Annotated in this window: 18 protein-coding genes and 2 riboswitches; of the genes, 16 read left to right on the top strand and 2 right to left on the bottom strand. The window is 36.3% G+C overall.

Annotated elements, in window-relative coordinates:
- The first annotated feature begins 3 nt into the window (after positions 1 to 3).
- From hisD to ACUL40_RS27170, 10 genes are all read left to right on the top strand, one after another.
- Complete coding sequence (gene hisD / locus ACUL40_RS27125; RefSeq protein WP_000402933.1) at positions 4 to 1,293, top strand: histidinol dehydrogenase; 1,290 nt, start codon at positions 4 to 6, stop codon at positions 1,291 to 1,293.
- Positions 1,293 to 1,877 (top strand): imidazoleglycerol-phosphate dehydratase HisB, encoded by a 585-nt coding sequence (gene hisB, locus ACUL40_RS27130; protein WP_001249949.1) that lies wholly within the window; start codon positions 1,293 to 1,295, stop codon positions 1,875 to 1,877. Before hisD ends, hisB begins: the two co-directional genes overlap by 1 nt.
- Positions 1,878 to 2,507 (top strand): imidazole glycerol phosphate synthase subunit HisH, encoded by a 630-nt coding sequence (hisH, locus tag ACUL40_RS27135; protein ID WP_000560360.1) that lies wholly within the window; start codon positions 1,878 to 1,880, stop codon positions 2,505 to 2,507. It begins immediately after the preceding gene.
- A complete protein-coding gene (gene hisA / locus ACUL40_RS27140; protein ID WP_000402298.1) occupies positions 2,480 to 3,199 on the top strand; it encodes a 1-(5-phosphoribosyl)-5-[(5-phosphoribosylamino)methylideneamino]imidazole-4-carboxamide isomerase in 720 nt (239 codons plus the stop codon). Before hisH ends, hisA begins: the two co-directional genes overlap by 28 nt.
- The gene (hisF, locus tag ACUL40_RS27145; protein ID WP_000880108.1) at positions 3,193 to 3,951 is read left to right on the top strand and encodes an imidazoleglycerol phosphate synthase cyclase subunit; all 759 of its coding nucleotides are present in this window, start codon (positions 3,193 to 3,195) and stop codon (positions 3,949 to 3,951) included. The genes hisA and hisF overlap by 7 nt, the downstream gene beginning before the upstream one ends.
- Entirely contained in the window at positions 3,948 to 4,253 is a 306-nt protein-coding gene (hisI, locus tag ACUL40_RS27150; protein WP_000803956.1) for a phosphoribosyl-AMP cyclohydrolase, read from the top strand. The genes hisF and hisI overlap by 4 nt, the downstream gene beginning before the upstream one ends.
- A gap of 10 nt (positions 4,254 to 4,263) precedes the next feature.
- Positions 4,264 to 4,587: a phosphoribosyl-ATP diphosphatase gene (gene hisE, locus ACUL40_RS27155; RefSeq protein ID WP_000426358.1), complete on the top strand. Its 324-nt coding sequence runs from the start codon at positions 4,264 to 4,266 to the stop codon at positions 4,585 to 4,587.
- A 12-nt stretch (positions 4,588 to 4,599) separates the two neighbouring features.
- Positions 4,600 to 5,616, top strand: coding sequence for a histidinol phosphate phosphatase domain-containing protein (locus ACUL40_RS27160; RefSeq protein WP_000861839.1), 1,017 nt, complete (start codon positions 4,600 to 4,602; stop codon positions 5,614 to 5,616).
- Between the two features lie 68 nt (positions 5,617 to 5,684).
- On the top strand, positions 5,685 to 5,852 hold the full coding sequence (locus tag ACUL40_RS27165; protein ID WP_001118878.1) for a YozQ family protein: 168 nt from the start codon (positions 5,685 to 5,687) through the stop codon (positions 5,850 to 5,852).
- A gap of 144 nt (positions 5,853 to 5,996) precedes the next feature.
- Positions 5,997 to 6,968, top strand: a complete 972-nt coding sequence (locus ACUL40_RS27170; RefSeq protein WP_001062858.1) for an NAD(P)-dependent oxidoreductase — start codon at positions 5,997 to 5,999, stop codon at positions 6,966 to 6,968.
- Between the two features lie 30 nt (positions 6,969 to 6,998).
- Here the strand turns inward: ACUL40_RS27170 and pssA are convergent, their stop codons facing one another.
- Entirely contained in the window at positions 6,999 to 7,700 is a 702-nt protein-coding gene (gene pssA, locus ACUL40_RS27175; protein WP_000285417.1) for a CDP-diacylglycerol--serine O-phosphatidyltransferase, read from the bottom strand.
- A 188-nt stretch (positions 7,701 to 7,888) separates the two neighbouring features.
- Complete coding sequence (locus tag ACUL40_RS27180; protein ID WP_000939078.1) at positions 7,889 to 9,775, bottom strand: LTA synthase family protein; 1,887 nt, start codon at positions 9,773 to 9,775, stop codon at positions 7,889 to 7,891.
- Positions 9,776 to 10,029: 254 nt separating this feature from the next.
- Here ACUL40_RS27180 and ACUL40_RS27185 point away from each other — a divergent pair, with 254 nt between their 5' ends.
- The 6 genes from ACUL40_RS27185 to cysC all read left to right on the top strand — a co-directional run bounded on the left by ACUL40_RS27185 (position 10,030) and on the right by cysC (position 15,207).
- Complete coding sequence (locus ACUL40_RS27185) at positions 10,030 to 10,425, top strand: DUF3888 domain-containing protein (RefSeq protein WP_001228822.1); 396 nt, start codon at positions 10,030 to 10,032, stop codon at positions 10,423 to 10,425.
- 89 nt (positions 10,426 to 10,514) lie between these two features.
- Positions 10,515 to 10,696: riboswitch (Lysine riboswitch) on the top strand.
- Positions 10,697 to 10,876: 180 nt separating this feature from the next.
- The gene (lysA, locus tag ACUL40_RS27190) at positions 10,877 to 12,193 is read left to right on the top strand and encodes a diaminopimelate decarboxylase (RefSeq protein WP_000280675.1); all 1,317 of its coding nucleotides are present in this window, start codon (positions 10,877 to 10,879) and stop codon (positions 12,191 to 12,193) included.
- Between the two features lie 115 nt (positions 12,194 to 12,308).
- A riboswitch (SAM riboswitch) is annotated at positions 12,309 to 12,417 on the top strand.
- A 72-nt stretch (positions 12,418 to 12,489) separates the two neighbouring features.
- A complete protein-coding gene (locus ACUL40_RS27195; RefSeq protein WP_000116158.1) occupies positions 12,490 to 12,633 on the top strand; it encodes a YezD family protein in 144 nt (47 codons plus the stop codon).
- Positions 12,634 to 12,720: 87 nt separating this feature from the next.
- Positions 12,721 to 13,425 (top strand): phosphoadenylyl-sulfate reductase, encoded by a 705-nt coding sequence (locus tag ACUL40_RS27200; RefSeq protein WP_000959022.1) that lies wholly within the window; start codon positions 12,721 to 12,723, stop codon positions 13,423 to 13,425.
- A gap of 39 nt (positions 13,426 to 13,464) precedes the next feature.
- On the top strand, positions 13,465 to 14,601 hold the full coding sequence (sat, locus tag ACUL40_RS27205; protein ID WP_000029491.1) for a sulfate adenylyltransferase: 1,137 nt from the start codon (positions 13,465 to 13,467) through the stop codon (positions 14,599 to 14,601).
- 12 nt (positions 14,602 to 14,613) lie between these two features.
- Positions 14,614 to 15,207 carry an adenylyl-sulfate kinase gene (cysC, locus tag ACUL40_RS27210; protein ID WP_000380499.1) on the top strand — a complete coding sequence of 198 codons (594 nt, stop codon included), beginning with the start codon at positions 14,614 to 14,616 and terminating at the stop codon, positions 15,205 to 15,207.
- The last annotated feature ends 7 nt before the right edge of the window (positions 15,208 to 15,214 follow it).

Genomic DNA, 15,214 nt, shown 5'->3' on the forward strand with positions numbered 1-15,214 from the left:
AAAATGGAAATCATTTATGAAGAATTTAAGGAGGCATTATCTAAAATAAAAGTGCTAAGAGAAAACGCTAATATAATAGAAGAAACTGTTCAAAGAAGTGTAAGAGAAATCATTAGACATGTAAGGGAAGGGAAAGATGAGGCTTTATCTTTCTATACAAAAAAGTTTGATGGTGTAGAGATGAAAAATTTTCGTGTAAGTGAAGAAGAAATACAGCAAGCGAGTATGTTTGTAGAGAATTCATTTTTAGAAGCTTTAAAAGAGGCGAAGAAAAACGTTGTTTCGTATCACGAAAAGCAAAAGAAGCACTCAATATTCGATTGTGAAAGTAAAGGGATAATTAGAGGGCAACTCATTCGGCCGTTAGAAAATGTAGGTGTATATGTACCGGGTGGGACAGCCTCATATCCTTCTTCAGTATTAATGAATGTATTGCCGGCGAAACTCGCAGGTGTGAAAAAGATTGTAATGGTAACACCGCCGAGGAAAGGAGGAATTGATCCACATATATTAGCTGCTGCAGATCTTGCGGGAGTAGATGAAATTTATACGATAGGTGGCGCACAAGCAATTGCTGCTTTAGCATACGGGACGGAATCGATTCCGAAAGTGGATAAAATAGTTGGACCGGGAAATTTGTACGTCGCTCTAGCGAAACGAGAAGTATACGGAATAGTAAATATCGATATGATTGCTGGTCCATCAGAAATTGTAGTTGTCGCGGATGAAACAGGTAATGCAAAATATATCGCAGCGGATTTATTATCGCAAGCAGAGCATGATGAGAGAGCAACGGCGATTTGTATTACAACGAATATGGAACTAGCTAAAGAAGTAGAAAAAGAGGTAGAAAGACAGTTAGAAACGTTACCAAGAAGTGAAATTGCACGTGAATCAATAAATAGAAATGGAGCCATCTTTATCGTTCCTTCTTTAGAGGAGGCGCTAAAGTTATCAAATGAAATTGCTCCAGAACATTTAGAGTTACATATAAAAGAACCAATGAATGCTCTAGATTATGTGAAACATGCAGGCTCTATTTTCCTTGGGCCATATTCACCTGAACCGCTCGGGGATTATTTAGCGGGACCGAATCATGTATTACCAACGAGCGGAACGGCAAGATTTTTTTCTCCGTTATCAGTCGATGATTTCGTGAAAAAATCAAGTTTTATTTCTTATACGGAGGAAGCATTAAAAAATGTACAGCATCATATTGTAGAGCTTGCAAATAAAGAAGGGTTACATGCACATGCGAGAGCAATCCAAATAAGGTTTGAGGAGGAAAAATAATGCGTCAGTCCAGTCAAGCACGTGAGACGACAGAAACAAAAATTAAATTAAATTTGCAGCTTGATGAAAGTACAAATGTATCTATTCAAACAGGAGTTGGTTTTTTCGATCATATGCTTACTTTATTTGCTAGACATGGAAGATTTGGATTGCAGGTTGAAGCAGAAGGTGATGTATTTGTCGATGCACATCACACCGTTGAAGATGTTGGAATTGTACTCGGAAATTGCTTGAAAGAAGCATTGCAAAACAAAGAGGGAATTAATCGTTACGGTTCTGCGTATGTACCGATGGATGAATCTTTAGGATTTGTCGCAATTGATATAAGTGGACGCTCATATTGTGTATTTCAAGGGGAATTAACAAATCCGAAGCTCGGGGATTTTGATACAGAATTGACGGAAGAATTTTTTAGAGCAGTTGCACATGCTGCCAATATTACATTACATGCGCGCGTTCTATACGGAAGTAATACACATCACAAAATTGAAGCATTATTTAAAGCTTTTGGTAGAGCGCTTAGAGAAGCGGTCGAAAAAAATGCCAACATTACTGGTGTAAATTCAACGAAAGGAATGTTGTAATTGATTGCCATTATAGATTATGGAATGGGGAATATTCGCAGTGTAGAGCAAGCATTAAAATATATTGGCGCAGAGTACATTGTAACGAGTGATAAAAAAGAGATATTGAGAAGCGATGGCGTGATTTTACCGGGAGTAGGTGCATTTCCGAAAGCGATGGACGTATTAGAAGAAAGAGATTTAGTGTGTGTACTAAAAGAGGTTTGTGATATAGGAAAACCACTCCTCGGTATATGTTTGGGCATGCAGCTTTTATTTGAACGAAGTGAGGAACTAAAAGATTGTAGCGGGTTAGGTTTACTACCAGGGGAAATTCGTAAGTTAAAAGTTTCGTATAAAATTCCTCATATGGGATGGAATGAATTAAGGAAGGAAAGAGAATTTCCGCTTTGGAATGGATTAGTGGATGGTTCTTTCGTGTATTATGTTCACTCATATTACGCGGATTGTCCAGATGAAATTGTATGCGGAGTAAGTGATTATGGAATGCAAGTACCAGGGTTTGTCGCGAAAGGAAATGTATTTGGTGCACAGTTTCATCCAGAAAAAAGTGGCGAAATTGGCATGCAAATATTAAAAAATTTTCAAGGGGTGGTAGAAGCATGGAAATCTTCCCAGCTATCGATTTAAAAGAAGGACGATGCGTTAGACTTTATCAAGGAGAGTTTAGTAAAGAAACGGTGATGAATGAAGATCCAGTAGCGCAGGCGATCATATTTGAAAAGCTTGGAGCGGAAATACTACACATTGTTGATTTAGACGGTGCAATTGCTGGCGAGTCTTTAAATTTGCCCGTCATTGAAAAAATCTGCAAGGCGGTACGTATTCCTGTGCAAGTGGGAGGAGGAATTCGTTCACTTGTAACGGTGGAGAAGTTATTGTCAGCAGGTGTAGAAAAAGTGATTTTAGGAACAGCAGCTCTTTATGATAAGTCATTTTTAGAGGAAGCAGTTCGTCTATATAAAGAGAAAATCATTGTTGGAATTGATGCGAAAAATGGTTTCGTAGCAACGAGAGGTTGGCTTGATCTATCTGAAATTTCTTACGTTAGTTTAGCGAAACAAATGGAAAGTTTAGGTGTTCAAACGATTGTGTTTACAGACATTTCGAAAGACGGGACGCTTGCAGGTCCAAATTTTGAACAATTAGCGATACTTCAAAAAAGTGTGGGCATTCGTCTCATCGCCTCTGGAGGAGTGGCATCTATTCAAGATGTGAAAAAGTTAAATGATATGAATATATATGGTGTCATAATTGGAAAGGCGCTTTACGAGAAAACGATTGATTTAGAAGAAGTATTACAGGTAACGAAGTTATGTTAGCGAAACGAATTATTCCATGTCTAGATGTGAAAGAAGGGCGAGTCGTAAAGGGTGTAAATTTTATAGGATTACAAGATGTCGGTGATCCGGTTGAAATAGCTGAAGCATATAACGAGGCAGGGGCAGATGAAATCGTATTTTTAGATATTACGGCGACTCATGAAGGAAGAAAAACGATTATAGATGTTGTAGAAAAAACAGCAGCAAAAGTATTTATTCCTCTTACGGTTGGCGGGGGGATATCAAGTGTGAAAGATATGTACAATTTACTAAGAGCTGGGGCAGACAAAGTTTCAATAAACTCAGCGGCAGTGCGAAACCCGAAGTTAATAGAAGAAGGGGCAGAACACTTTGGATCACAATGTATTGTCGTGGCAATTGATGCTAGAAAAGTAGCAGAAGGTAAATGGAACGTATATGTCAACGGCGGAAGAGTTGACACAGGAATGGATGCCATAGAATGGGCGAAGCGTGTTGTTAAACTTGGGGCAGGTGAAATTTTGTTAACGAGTATGGATGCAGATGGAACGAAAAGCGGATATGACCTTCGTTTAACAGAAGAAATTTCAAAAAGTGTTTCTATTCCAGTCATCGCATCAGGAGGCTGTGGTCATACGGATCATATTATAGAAGTTTTTCAAAAGACAACGGTTGATGCAGCGTTAGCGGCATCCATCTTTCATTATGGTGAGGCGACAGTGCAGAGTGTAAAGCGAAAATTAAGAGATGCAAATATTGAGGTGCGGTTATGAAACCTAATTTTTCAAAAGGATTAATACCGGCAATTGTCATCGAAGAAGGTACGAAAGACGTTTTAATGCTAGCTTATATGAATGAAGAAGCATATAAAAAAACGTTAGAGACGAAAAGAACATGGTTTTATTCTCGTTCGAGGCAGTCGTTATGGAATAAGGGGGAAACATCAGGGAATGTTCAATATGTGCAATCTTTATATTTAGATTGTGATCAAGATTCAATTGTTGTGAATGTGAAACAAGTAGGACCTGCTTGTCATACGGGAGAGAAGACATGTTTTCACTATCAAATTATATAGGGGGATACATATGGAAAATGCCTTTAAGTTGCTGTATAAAACAATTGAAGAACGAAAGGGAAGCCCACTTCCTGAATCGTATACAAATTATTTATTTTCAAAAGGAGAAGATAAAATTTTAAAGAAGATTGGTGAAGAGTGTGCTGAAGTAATTATCGCATGTAAAAATAATGATAAAGAAGAAGTAGTGAAAGAAATGGTTGATGTATTTTATCACTGTTTCGTTTTATTAGCTGAAAAAAATATTGCATTGGAAGATGTGATGCGAGAGGTGAAAGAACGAAATGGAAAGCTTTCGAGAGTTGGGGATAGAAGGGAAATAGATACATTATAAGGGGGAATGTATATGAAAGTAGATTATCATCTTCACTTAGAAGAAGGACCGTATTCAATAGGATGGCTTGCTAAAATAAATGAAGCGTTGGAATGTTATGAACCGCTTCAAGAAAGACATTCTATTGATTGGCTTATGAAAACACAAGAGCGTTTGCAAAAGCGTGTGAAGGAAGGGCCATTTACAACAGAATGGATAGATCTATATTTAGAAGAAGCTGTGCGAAAAGGAATAAAAGAAGTGGGAATTGTTGATCATCTATATCGTTTTCATGAAGCAAAAGGATATTATGAAAAATATGTAGATATTAGTGATTCTAAGCTCGGTCGTATACAGAAAGAATGGTTAGATCAAGTAAGGGTAGTTTCACTGTATGATTTTACAAAGGCAATTGAAGAGGCGAAAGAACGATGGGGGAAAAGAGGTGTCACACTTAAACTTGGAATTGAAGCGGATTATTTTATTGGTTGTGAAGGAGAGTTAAAAGAATTATTAGAGCTAGGAGACTTTGATTATGTAATTGGTTCCGTTCATTTTCTAAATGGCTGGGGATTTGATAATCCAGATACGAAAGAATATTTTGAGGTGCATGACCTACGCGCATTATATGATATGTTTTTTAAAACAGTTGAGAGTGCGATTCGTACCGAGTTATTTGATATTATCGCTCATCTTGATAATATAAAGGTATTTAATTATCGATTGGATGAGAATGAACAGCTTTCTTATTATGAGGAAATTGCCTGTGCATTAGTAGAAACGAATACGGCAACAGAAATAAATGCAGGATTATACTATCGTTATCCTGTTCGTGAAATGTGCCCAAGTCCACTATATTTACAAGTATTAGCTAAGTATGGTGTTCCAATTACGATTTCTTCGGATGCCCATTACCCAAATGATTTAGGGAATTATGTACAAGAAAATGTACAAACATTACGAGCTCACGGTGTTACTCAGGTTGCAACATTTACGAAGCGAGCAAGAGTAATGAGGTCGCTTGAAGAAGAAGTAACAAATTCAAAATGAAACGCAATTTTTTGATGAAAACTGTCCTTTTTGTTCAAAATAAGAAAGAATGAAAAGGAGGGTAAGAAATGGCGAAACAACAAAACAAACAAAATGTACAAGGTGCACAGCAACAAGCTTATACTTCTGAAACGAATGCTGCATCTCAATCGGTTATTGAGGAGCAAATTAGCGATACGGTTGCAGAAGGAACTATTGATGTGAAGCTTGGAAAAGAATCGCAGGAAAAAGCGTAAGAAGAGGGGAGAGTTGCATCTCCTCTTTTTTCATGGAAAAGTGTCGATTTTCAAAACTATAATCAAATTCCTTGGTTTTTATATGTGGATTTCTTACAATGAAATATAAGAGATGTCTTATTTTCTATAGAAGAGGTGTTAGTAGTGGCAAAAATATTAGTAGCGGGAAAAATTCCGGAAATTGGATTAGAACTATTAAAAGATCATAATGTAGAAATGTACAATAAAGAGGAGTTAATTTCTATAGATGAATTAACAGAGCGTGTAAAAGATAAAGATGCATTGTTAAGTTTACTTTCGACAAAGGTGCCAAAAGAAGTTATTGATGCAGCGCCTCATTTAAAGATTGTTGCAAACTATGGTGCTGGTTACGACAATATTGATTACACGTATGCGGGCGAAAAAGGAATTGCAGTTACGAATACACCGAAAGTATCAACGGAAGCGACTGCAGAATTAACATTTGCACTTCTTTTAGCAGCGGCGCGTAGAATTCCTGAAGGGGATACGTTATGTCGTACGACTGGATTTAACGGATGGGCACCGTTATTTTTCTTAGGACGAGAAGTCCATGGTAAGACAATCGGAATTATAGGTCTTGGAGAAATCGGGAAGGCTGTTGCAAAACGTGCGAAAGCATTTGGAATGGATGTTTTATATACAGGGCCAAATCGTAAGCTTGAAGCTGAAAGTGAACTGGGAGCAACGTATGTGACGTTGGAAGAATTATTACAAACAGCAGACTTTATTACAATTAACTGTGCTTATAATCCGAAATTACATCATATGATTGATGAAGAGCAGTTTAAAATGATGAAGAAAACAGCGTATATTGTAAATGCTTCACGTGGACCAATTATGAATGAAGCAGCACTTGCTCATGCATTAAAAACGAATGAAATTGAAGGAGCAGCTCTTGACGTGTTTGAATTTGAACCGAAAATTACAGAAGAGCTAAAAGAATTAAAGAATGTAGTACTTGCTCCACACGTAGGGAATGCAACATTTGAAACTCGTGATGCGATGGCTGAAATGGCTGTCAGAAATATTTTAGCTGTATTAAACGGCGAAGAGCCAGTAACACCTGTAAATCAAAAGGTATTAGTTACAAAATAAAAAGAAACCTTCCGGACTCGGAAGGTTTTCTTATTTTTCTTTATTCGCTTTTTTAGACGGTCTTTGTCTAATGAATTGAGATAACATGTACAAAATATATAGTGGAATGGCAATGAATAAGAAAACAGAAAAATTTCCAAATCCTGTTTGATACATTGTAATAATGATTCCAACTAAAAATAGTGTAATAATGATGCTATATCGTGGAATTGGTACATCTTTTAAACTTGGGATACGAATGCGGCTCACCATTAAAAATGCGAACGTTACAAATACGGTAATAAGAACGATTTTTGGAATGGTATGTGAAAATAATGTTAAGAAAGCAACAAGCCCTCCCGCTGCTGTAATCGGTACTCCAGTGAAATATTTCATTGAAGTAGAAGATGGTGTTACATTAAATCGTGCTAAACGATATGCTCCGAAAAGAGGGAATAATCCCGCTATGTATAATCCGATGATTCCGTAGTTTGAGAAAGATGTGTAATACATTAAAACAGCTGGTGCTGCACCAAATGTTACGACATCTGCAAGCGAGTCGAGCTCTTTTCCCATTTGTGAATCAACACGTAATAAACGAGCAACACGACCATCAAGACTATCTAACATCATCCCGATAAGTACTAAAATAGCAGCTGATTTATAATATCCTAAAGATGCATAGCCGATTGATAAAAATCCGCTATATAAATTTCCGAGCGTAAATAAGTTTGGAATAGCTGCTCTATACAAAATCTGATCCCTTGCTTTCTGTAATAAATTCTTAATTAGTGTATGAAAGTTTACTTATTTTATCATACCATAAATTTATTCCTCATACGAAAGAAATTACCAATTTGTGAAAGATTTCATAGAAGGATGGTTCGAAAATTAAGTGAAAATAAAAAGAGGAAGCAACTTGTATAAAGTTGCTTCCTTTACTATTCAAATTTCGTTGTCATCGTTCCGGTTTTATATCGATTATTAGGATCGAAGCGTAATAAATCTCCATAAATTAATTTATCGGAGAGTTTTAATTCTGTTTTTGCTTTTTCAATATACGGCTGACATAACGTCATGTCAGCTTCTTCACCCGTACTTCTTTTGTAGCACATATTTTTTGTATAAACATACTCTTCAGAAACAAAGCTACCATCACGCATTACCATAAGCGGGTCTTTCTCTTTAATAAATAAGTCAGTTCCAAATTCAACGGATTTATTTGTTTTAATACCAAGTAAATGAAGGAGCGTTGGCTTAATATCAATTTGACCGGATACTTTAGAAACAACTTTTCCTTCTTGGCCAGGCACATGAATAATAAGAGGGACTCGTTGTAATTGCATAGAATCGAATGGTGTAATAGTATCTTTTCCTAGGAACTGTGCCATAGCTGCGTTATGGTTTTCGGAAATACCGTAATGATCACCATAAATGACAATAACGGAATTATCATATAATCCTTCTTCTTTTAATTGTTGAATAAATAATTTAAGAGCTTCATCTGTGTAACGAACAGTTGGGAAGTAGCGGTTTACAACACCACTTTCCGAGTTGAATTCATCAACATATTGATCTTCCGGATTTAGAAGAAATGGAAAATGATTTGTTAATGTAATAAATTTTGTATAGAACGGTTGCGGTAAAGATTTTAACTTTGGAATAGATTGTTCAAAGAACTCTTTATCTTTTAATCCCCAACCGACAGACATTTGCTCCGTTCCTGCGTAATCATTTAAATTAAAATAACGATCATATCCAAGCGCAGGATACATTACATCCCGATTCCAAAACGTTTTATCGTTTGAATGGAAGACGGCAGAAGAATATCCGTATTTCTTTAATTGTTCTGGTGTTGCTGTGTATTCATTTGTTGCATGAGTAAAGAATACAGAACCACGATCTAGTGGATAAAGTGAGTTTTCAACGATAAATTCAGCATCAGAAGTTTTGCCTTGTCCAGTTTGATGATAGAAGTTATCGAAATAGAAACTATCCTTAATAAATTCATTTAAAAATGGTGTAATTTCTTTTCCATTTATTTTTTTATTAATAACAAAGTTTTGTGTAGATTCCATTGAAATTAAAATTACATTTTTACCTTTTGCAGCTCCAAATAAGTTCTTATCAACTTGTTTGTCTTTTGAGTCTGTATAGTTTTTAATTTCAGAAAACCCATCCCCACTTGCAAATACACGCTCAGCTGAAGACTTGGATTGAAGCGTAATGTCAAATAGATGGTATGTGTATAAACCTAAATTCTTCACGACAGTTTGACGGTCAAATGAGCGCGAGAACATTTGTGGTTTATAAATAACTGATACAACAATTTGTAGTGCTAATAAAGCTGTTACACCGCTAAAGAAAGTTCGCTTCTCTGAGCGGGAAAGTGGTGTTTTGTCGCCAAATGATGGGAATTTACGTGAAATAAACATTAAAATAATTGCATCTGCAAATAAAAGTAATGTTTTGTACGTAAAGAGTTCTTTTATACTTGTCCCTAAATCAGCCATATTGTTTGTTTGGAATAAAACCGGGAAAGTAACGAAATCGTTATAGAACCCATAAAACATTGCGTTTCCAAATAAAATAAATGACAGTATAAAACTGATTCCAATTATAATTCGGTTTCGGTGCTTAGATGCAAGTAAAGCTAAGCCAAAAAATAAAAGTAACGCAGCTAGTGGATTGATAAAAAGCATGAATTCTTCAAAGAAATTATCAATTTTAATATCAAATGCTAGCTTGTACACAATATATGTTTTAATCCATAGTAAAACGACTGCAACGAGTGCAAATCGCAGTTTTGGAAACAGATGTTGTAGCATAATATACTCCTCTCCTAAAAAGCATGACAGTTCTTGTGAATCAGTTTGCTTAACGACTCATTTTATATATACGAACAGTCCTTTGTTATTATGATTATTATACTATGAGTATCATTATACGAAAATAAAAGAAGGTTGTGGGCTTTTTTATAATAATCGAGTAGAAAAAGAGTGGTGGGAGACAATAAAACAGAATTTCTATGTATGATAATTATCGTACGCAGAAAGAATCGCGTGATAATACGGAGGTTATAATGCGAAAATTATTATATTTTATAGCATGCAGTAGTGTTATACTTTTTACTTCACCGAGTGTGTCGGTAGCCCAATATGATGCACCTCTTATGGAAGATGCACTTTATTCTGTTTTATTTCCAAAAATAAATAAAGCAATTGAAAAACAATATGGAAGTTTGAAACCTTATCAATGTCCTAAAATTATTAGTTTAAAAAAAGTGTATAGCGGTACATATTTATTTCAAGCAAGTATTGAAGTGACAAAGTATGAACGTGTTGCTGGGAAAATTGCTCCACCATTTGAGAAGGTAACGATTACATTTAATAACGAAGAAGGCGAATGGGAAGTGACAAAGATTTCAGTAAAGCGCTTACCAAATGATACGAAACTAAACTGTGAAAAAACAATATGAAAAATTGTTTGACAAATAAAATGGTCCTTTGGTATTGTTAATAGCAACAATTAGATGTTTGAAAATTAAATAGACTTACCTCATCTACTCTCAAAGGTAGAGGCCGCGATAGGAAAGAGTAAGCTATGGGAGATTTAATGGAATCTGTGATCATAGGTTGAAAGGGACTATTGCCGAAATATAAGAATAACCATCTTATTCATATATTGGGACTGCATTGAATAAATGTAGTACTGTCATAATATTTATTTTATGGAGAGCTATTTGGAGATGTTGATGCGGTTTCTTATTTTGAGGAGATAACAACTCGTTTATTTTTTCAATATATATTTTTCCTAATAAGAAACGCGTGTGAACATTGTTCCGCGCGTTTTTTGTCTATCTAAAAGCGTGCTGCAATGAATAGAAGATTGGGGTTATGAGTTTTAGAGGAAATAAGGGAGGAATTTAAATGTATTTACACGGCACAAGCCGAATTAATGGGCAAGGACACTTAGAAATTGGAGGGTGCGATACGACGCAGCTAGCAAAGCAATACGGAACACCACTTTATGTATACGATGAAGAGTCTATTCGAGGAAAATGCCGAGCATTTCATCGTGCTTTTAAAGAAAGTGGTTTCTCTTATCAAGTAGCATATGCAAGCAAGGCGTTCTTGTGCATGGAGATGTGCCGAGTAGCTCGTGAAGAGAGTATGTCATTAGACGTTGTTTCTGGGGGAGAATTATATACTGCGCTCCAAGCAGGATTTCCGGCATCACGTATTCATTTTCATGGAAATAATAAAACAGAAGAAGAAATAGTGATGGCTCTTCAGGCGAATATCGGTTGTTTTGTCGTAGATAATTTCTTTGAATTAGAAGTTTTACACGATTTAGCGATGCAACATGGGAAATTTGTGAACATATTAATTCGTGTAACGCCTGGAGTAGAGGCGCACACACATGAATATATTACAACAGGTCAAGATGATTCGAAATTTGGATTTGGTGTTTCAAACGGTCAAGCGATGCAGGCAATTGGATTTGCTTTACAAAAATCAAATTATAATGTGCTAGGGATCCATTCACATATTGGGTCGCAAATATTTGAAACAGCTGGTTTTGTTCGAGCAATTGAAGTTCTTCGCCAATTTTTAGAAGAAGTGAGAGAGCAAACAAACTATGTAGTAAAAGTGTTAAATGTAGGCGGGGGATTTGGAATACGTTACACAGAGTCAGATACACCATTAACTCTTGAGACATATGTGCGAGCTGTAACAAGTGCAGTGAGAGAACAATTTACTGTATGTGAATATCCATTGCCAGAAATATGGATTGAGCCAGGCCGTAGCATTGTAGGTGATGCTGGGACAACAATTTATACAGTTGGATCTGTGAAAGATATTCCTGGTATTCGGAAATATGTATCAGTCGATGGTGGAATGACAGATAATTTAAGACCTGCTTTATATAATGCGCGTTATGAAGCGATGTTAGCGAATCGAGCGAATGATGAGAATGAGGAACTCGTTTCGATTGCCGGGAAATGCTGTGAGAGTGGAGACATGTTGATTTGGGATATTCATTTACCGAAAGTCGCTGCTTCTGATTTACTAGCAGTTTCCTGTACAGGAGCATACGGGTACTCGATGGCGAATAATTACAATCGGATTCGAAGACCAGCCGTTGTCTTTGCAAAAGGCGGAACATCGCAAGTAGTTGTGGAACGCGAAACATATGAAAATATTATTGGGAACGATCGCATACGTATTAAAGAGCTTGTCTAAATAGGAAAAGGAGTTGTTCGAATGGGCAATTCCTTTTTTATAAAATAAAATAATTAAAATATATCGGAAAACTAGGATTGAAAAAAATCAGAATTGTGATAAAATACAAATACAAAGCTTATCAAGAGAAGCGGAGGGAACTGGCCCGAAGAAGCTCGGCAACCTGCTTATAGAAAGCAAGGTGCTAAATCCAGCAAAATGGGATCCATTTTGAAAGATAAGGTAAAATATATTACCGAACAGTCTTTTCGAAATGGGAAAGATTTTTTTTATGAATAAAAAGGGGGGCTGTTCGCGTGAGTGTACGGGAACATTTTGATGAAGTATCCGAGAAGATTGAAGCGATGCTTGCTGATATGAAATATGGTTCAATTACAATTGTTGTGCAAGATGGAAAAGTAATTCAGTTAGAGAAAAGTGAAAAAGTACGTTTAAAGTGAAAAGCGCTGACTAGAAAAACTAGAGGCGGTTTTAACCTATTTTCATTAGGTTAAAACCGTCTTTTTGCTTTTACAGGGGGAAAAAACATGTTGACGTATGAAACGTGGGAAGAAAATGTTGTTTCGTTTTCGGAAGAAGATGAAACAAAAGGTGCGTTATCAGTATTAAATTGGGCTTATAAAGAATATAAAGATGAGGTTGTCTACGCATGTAGCTTTGGGGTGGAAGGTATGGTATTGCTGCACATTATAAACCAAGTAAATCCATCTGCTAAAGTTGTATTTTTGGATACAAATGTTCATTTTCAAGAAACGTATGAATTAATTCGAAAAGTGCGGGAACGATTTCCTTCATTGAATATTATAGAAAAACAGCCAGAACTTACACTTGATGAACAGGCGAAGTTGCATGGTGAAAAACTGTGGGAGAGCAATCCGAATCTTTGTTGTAAGATTAGAAAAATTTTACCTTTAGAAAAATCATTAGTCGTGGAAAAAGCATGGATATCGGGCTTAAGAAGGGAACAATCAGAAACACGTAAGCATACAAAGTTTATAAATCAAGATCATCGTTTTCAATCTATTAAAGTTTGTCCACTCATTCATTGGACGTGGAAAGAAGTTTGGCGATATGTATACAAACATAGCTTGCCGTATAACCCGTTGCATGATGTTGGCTATCCAAGTATTGGGTGTGAGAAATGTACGTTACCTGTAGGGGATGGTGGCGATTCAAGAGATGGTAGATGGGCTGGAAAAGTGAAAACTGAATGTGGTCTTCATTACCAATAAGATGAATCTTGAAATAAAGCTAAGAGAGGATATAGAAAAATGAGCATAGTAAACGAATTAGTAAACCGTATAGATGAGACATATGACGTATCACAAATTGAAAAAGAAATTAAATTAGACAATATTGCGTTAAGTGATTTAGAACTATTGGCGACAGGTGGATATAGCCCCCTTACTGGTTTTTTAGGGAAGGAAGATTATGATTCTGTTGTAGAAACGCTTCGTTTAGCAAATGGTAGTGTGTGGAGTATACCAATTACATTACCGGTAACAGAAAAAGTCGCAGAAAGCCTGAAGGCTGGAGAGGAAGTAAAGCTTGTCAACAATGGAAATATATACGGTGTCATTCAAATAGAAGATATTTTTGTACCAGATAAAGAAAAAGAAGCGTTACTTGTATATAAAACAACGGATGAGGCTCATCCAGGAGTGAAAAAATTATATGAACGACCAAACGTTTACGTTGGAGGAACTATTATTCTAACAAAACGCTTTGAAAATAATCAATTTCCTTCTTATCATTTAGACCCAATTGAAACGAGGGAAGCATTTAAAAAACGTGGGTGGAAAACAGTGGTCGGATTTCAAACGAGAAACCCGGTACATCGTGCCCATGAGTATATTCAAAAATCTGCTCTTGAAATTGTAGATGGTCTCTTTTTAAATCCGCTCGTTGGAGAAACGAAATCGGATGATATTCCTGCTGATGTAAGAATGGAAAGCTATGAAGTACTTCTTCAAAACTATTATCCGAAAAATCGTGTCTTTTTAAGTGTATTTCCTGCTGCCATGCGTTACGCAGGACCAAGGGAAGCGATATTTCATGCGTTAGTAAGAAAGAATTTTGGATGTACCCACTTTATAGTAGGGCGTGATCATGCTGGAGTAGGAGATTATTACGGAACGTATGAAGCGCAAGAAATCTTCACAAATTTTACGATAGAAGAGTTAGGAATTACACCACTATTCTTTGAGCATAGTTTTTACTGCACGAAATGTGAAGCGATGGCTTCAACGAAAACATGTCCGCACGGAAAAGAAGATCATGTTATTTTATCGGGTACAAAAGTAAGGGAATTATTAAGAAACGGTGAGATTCCGCCAAGTACATTTAGTCGTAAAGAAGTAGTGGAAGTGCTAATTAAAGGCTTGAAAAAAGAAGTAGTAACAGAATAGGGAGAGAACGAGATGGATACGAATATTACTTGGCATACAGCTTCGGTTTCAAAAGATGAGAGAAGAGTGAAGAATGGACATCATAGTTTTGTAATTTGGTTTACTGGTTTATCAGCTTCGGGTAAATCTACAGTAGCGAATGCGGTCGCTCGTAAACTGTTTGAAAAGAATATTGGAAATTATGTGCTGGATGGGGATAACATTCGCCACGGTTTAAATAAAGACTTAGGATTTTCTGAAAGTGATCGCATGGAAAATATAAGACGTATTGGCGAAGTGGCAAAGTTATTTGTAGACCAAGGAGCAGTTGTCCTTACAGCATTTATTTCACCATTTCGAGTAGACCGCAAACAAGTAAGAGATTTATTAGCGGCAGATGAATTTATTGAAATTTTTGTGAAGTGTCCGATTGAAGAGTGTGAGAAACGTGATCCGAAAGGACTTTATAAAAAGGCAAGAAAAGGTGATATTAAGGATTTCACAGGTATTGATTCGCCTTATGAAGAGCCAGAGCAAGCGGAATTAATTGTAGAAACGCACAAATATTCTATTGAAGAATGTGCAGAACAAATCGTGAAGTACTTACAAGAGCGTAGTTTTATATAGGGGGATA

The organism is Bacillus sp. KNSH39, from assembly GCF_052656585.1.

Excerpts from the sequence above, each read along its gene's own strand:
- hisD (WP_000402933.1), top strand. The coding sequence starts at position 4 with ATGGAAATCATTTATGAAGAATTTAAGGAGGCATTATCTAAAATAAAA.
- hisB (WP_001249949.1), top strand. The coding sequence starts at position 1,293 with ATGCGTCAGTCCAGTCAAGCACGTGAGACGACAGAAACAAAAATTAAA.
- hisA (WP_000402298.1), top strand. The coding sequence starts at position 2,480 with ATGGAAATCTTCCCAGCTATCGATTTAAAAGAAGGACGATGCGTTAGA.
- hisF (WP_000880108.1), top strand. The coding sequence starts at position 3,193 with ATGTTAGCGAAACGAATTATTCCATGTCTAGATGTGAAAGAAGGGCGA.
- hisI (WP_000803956.1), top strand. The coding sequence starts at position 3,948 with ATGAAACCTAATTTTTCAAAAGGATTAATACCGGCAATTGTCATCGAA.
- hisE (WP_000426358.1), top strand. The coding sequence starts at position 4,264 with ATGGAAAATGCCTTTAAGTTGCTGTATAAAACAATTGAAGAACGAAAG.
- ACUL40_RS27160 (WP_000861839.1), top strand. The coding sequence starts at position 4,600 with ATGAAAGTAGATTATCATCTTCACTTAGAAGAAGGACCGTATTCAATA.
- ACUL40_RS27165 (WP_001118878.1), top strand. The coding sequence starts at position 5,685 with ATGGCGAAACAACAAAACAAACAAAATGTACAAGGTGCACAGCAACAA.
- ACUL40_RS27180 (WP_000939078.1), bottom strand. The coding sequence starts at position 9,775 with ATGCTACAACATCTGTTTCCAAAACTGCGATTTGCACTCGTTGCAGTC.
- ACUL40_RS27185 (WP_001228822.1), top strand. The coding sequence starts at position 10,030 with ATGCGAAAATTATTATATTTTATAGCATGCAGTAGTGTTATACTTTTT.
- lysA (WP_000280675.1), top strand. The coding sequence starts at position 10,877 with ATGTATTTACACGGCACAAGCCGAATTAATGGGCAAGGACACTTAGAA.
- ACUL40_RS27200 (WP_000959022.1), top strand. The coding sequence starts at position 12,721 with ATGTTGACGTATGAAACGTGGGAAGAAAATGTTGTTTCGTTTTCGGAA.
- sat (WP_000029491.1), top strand. The coding sequence starts at position 13,465 with ATGAGCATAGTAAACGAATTAGTAAACCGTATAGATGAGACATATGAC.
- cysC (WP_000380499.1), top strand. The coding sequence starts at position 14,614 with ATGGATACGAATATTACTTGGCATACAGCTTCGGTTTCAAAAGATGAG.